The sequence below is a fragment of the Lactobacillus sp. MRS-253-APC-2B genome (genome assembly GCF_012843675.1).
Lineage (GTDB): Bacteria > Bacillota > Bacilli > Lactobacillales > Lactobacillaceae > Limosilactobacillus > Limosilactobacillus pulli.
In genome coordinates this window covers 1-1,959 of the sequence record NZ_JABAFO010000041.1, presented here as the reverse complement: position 1 = coordinate 1,959, position 1,959 = coordinate 1, and the positions used below count along the sequence as shown (strand labels likewise).

1 protein-coding gene and 5 tRNA genes are annotated in these 1,959 nt (G+C 42.8%); 1 reads left to right on the top strand and 5 read right to left on the bottom strand.

Annotation, left to right across the window (positions count from 1 at the left end):
• Positions 1-323 precede the first annotated feature (323 nt).
• Positions 324-1,010: a hypothetical protein gene (locus HF864_RS09315; RefSeq protein ID WP_169462708.1), complete on the top strand. Its 687-nt coding sequence runs from the start codon at positions 324-326 to the stop codon at positions 1,008-1,010.
• 469 nt (positions 1,011-1,479) lie between these two features.
• Here the strand turns inward: HF864_RS09315 and HF864_RS09310 are convergent.
• From HF864_RS09310 to HF864_RS09290, 5 genes are all read right to left on the bottom strand, one after another.
• Positions 1,480-1,564: transfer RNA gene (locus HF864_RS09310), tRNA-Leu, on the bottom strand.
• 16 nt (positions 1,565-1,580) lie between these two features.
• Positions 1,581-1,651, bottom strand: a tRNA-Cys gene (locus HF864_RS09305).
• Between the two features lie 61 nt (positions 1,652-1,712).
• Positions 1,713-1,787, bottom strand: a tRNA-His gene (locus HF864_RS09300).
• 17 nt (positions 1,788-1,804) lie between these two features.
• Positions 1,805-1,875: transfer RNA gene (locus HF864_RS09295), tRNA-Trp, on the bottom strand.
• A gap of 7 nt (positions 1,876-1,882) precedes the next feature.
• Positions 1,883-1,959, bottom strand: a tRNA-Tyr gene (locus tag HF864_RS09290).

Below are 1,959 nucleotides of genomic sequence, written 5' to 3'. Positions count from 1 at the left end.
GTAATTAGATGATCACTGCTCAAGCAACTGCGGCTGTTTGAGTAAATCGTCCGTATCTATGCAAATTGTGGTTCAGATACTCAATACTGGGGTGTTTGCCCACAAGCCATTGACTTTAGCCGATGGTGGTTGACAGGTAGAACGATGAATTTTTTTTGGCAAATATTTTGATGGTTGGAAATACTATCAGCAAACAAGACCATTGAATCCCTAAAACCATGCGAAAAGATAAAAATGCGATCATCTGTTTGAGATGATTAGCAGATTTTTAACCTAAATTACGGTATCATTACACTAAAGCCTTTGAGAAGGAAGGTTATGACATGCCGCATAAAGCTGCCGATCCAGAAATCATCAAGGTTCTGCTGAAGCAAGAAATTATTCGACTGGGCATTCAAAACAATCCTAGCCGAACCGTTTATCAAGAACGCTATCACCGAGGCGAGGCACCTTCACCAAACAGTGCCATGCAAATTACCAAAATGTCTTGGAGTGATCTGGTACATGACCTTGGCTTTAACTATGATGCCAAGAAAAATATTGCTCAAAATGGCAAAAAGGGCGCCAGTAAGCATTTGGGAACCAAGCAGTCCATTCGTCTAGCCGATCCCAAAACTTGTGAACAGGTCGTCAATAATGCCTTGGAGCTGATGCGCCGCGAAAAGCTGTTCAATGTTAAGGACTTTCGCCTACGCTGCAAGCCGGTGTTGGGCGTTAGTTATGATTCGCTGATGCGCTATGGTTTTTCGTTTGAGGAGCTAAAAAAACGCTATACAGCCAAATATGGGGAAAGTATCCGTAAAACCAGTCGTTGGAGCAAGTATTCCAATGCCGATCTGATGTTTTTGGTGGTTGATTATATGAAGGCCCACGAGCTGACGGGGCTTCATCAATATACTACCTATTTGAACGTACATAGTGATGCCATGCCAGCAACGGAAACCCTAAAAAAACGCCTGCAGCTCTCATATTCTGAGCTGAACCGACTTTTGAAGATCTTACTGCAATAGTTGGCTACTACGATTCAAAAGAGTGCGTACTTTGCGAATTAGCTTGATATTGATAAAATGAAAAATTAGTATCTATGATTAAAGTATGGCACGATACTCTGTTAAGACAACCTACGAAAAAATAAAAATTTAGTTTAGGCAGCCTCATTGCGGTAATTTCCGCAGTGAGGCTGTTGCATTAACTTGAGATTTCAACCGTATTGAATTACTCAACACCGCGTCTGACCAGAGCTTATAGTTCCGCTGTTTCCGGTGCAGATAGGCTGTGAAGATGTTTTGGCTGACCAAATAGCTGTTAAAAATAAATGTAAACGGCAGCAGTCGGTCTACGTATTTCTGAGCAATCAATTGCTACTTATTTTGGATCCACTCTGTATTGGTGATTGCCAATGCCAGATTTTCATTAAAACAAAAGACAGCCATCAGTAAAACTGATGACTGCTTAGTAAAGATATAACTGAATATTTTATGCCTCCGGTGGGGGTCGAACCCACACTCCCTCAACGGGAACTGGATTTTGAGTCCAGCGCGTCTGCCAATTCCGCCACAGAGGCATTAGTCTTTACTAAAAGGTGGTAACCGGATTTGAACCGGTGATCAAGGTTTTGCAGACCTGTGCCTTACCACTTGGCTATACCACCAAATAGTGTCCGAACGTTTCTGTTCAAACTATCTGACAATTGGTAAGTTGTCAGAGAAAAGGGCGGTATGTGGGATTCGAACCCACGCATGTCGGACCCACAAACCGATGTGTTAACCAAACTTCACCAATACCGCCAAAATATTCAGTTGAGCAGGGATAGTAGGAATCGAACCCACAATGACGGTTTTGGAGACCGTAGTTATACCGTTTAACTATATCCCTATAAAAATGGAGGAGGGTGGATTCGAACCGCCGAACCCGAAGGAACGGTTTTACAGACCGTCGCGTTTAACCACTTCGCTACTC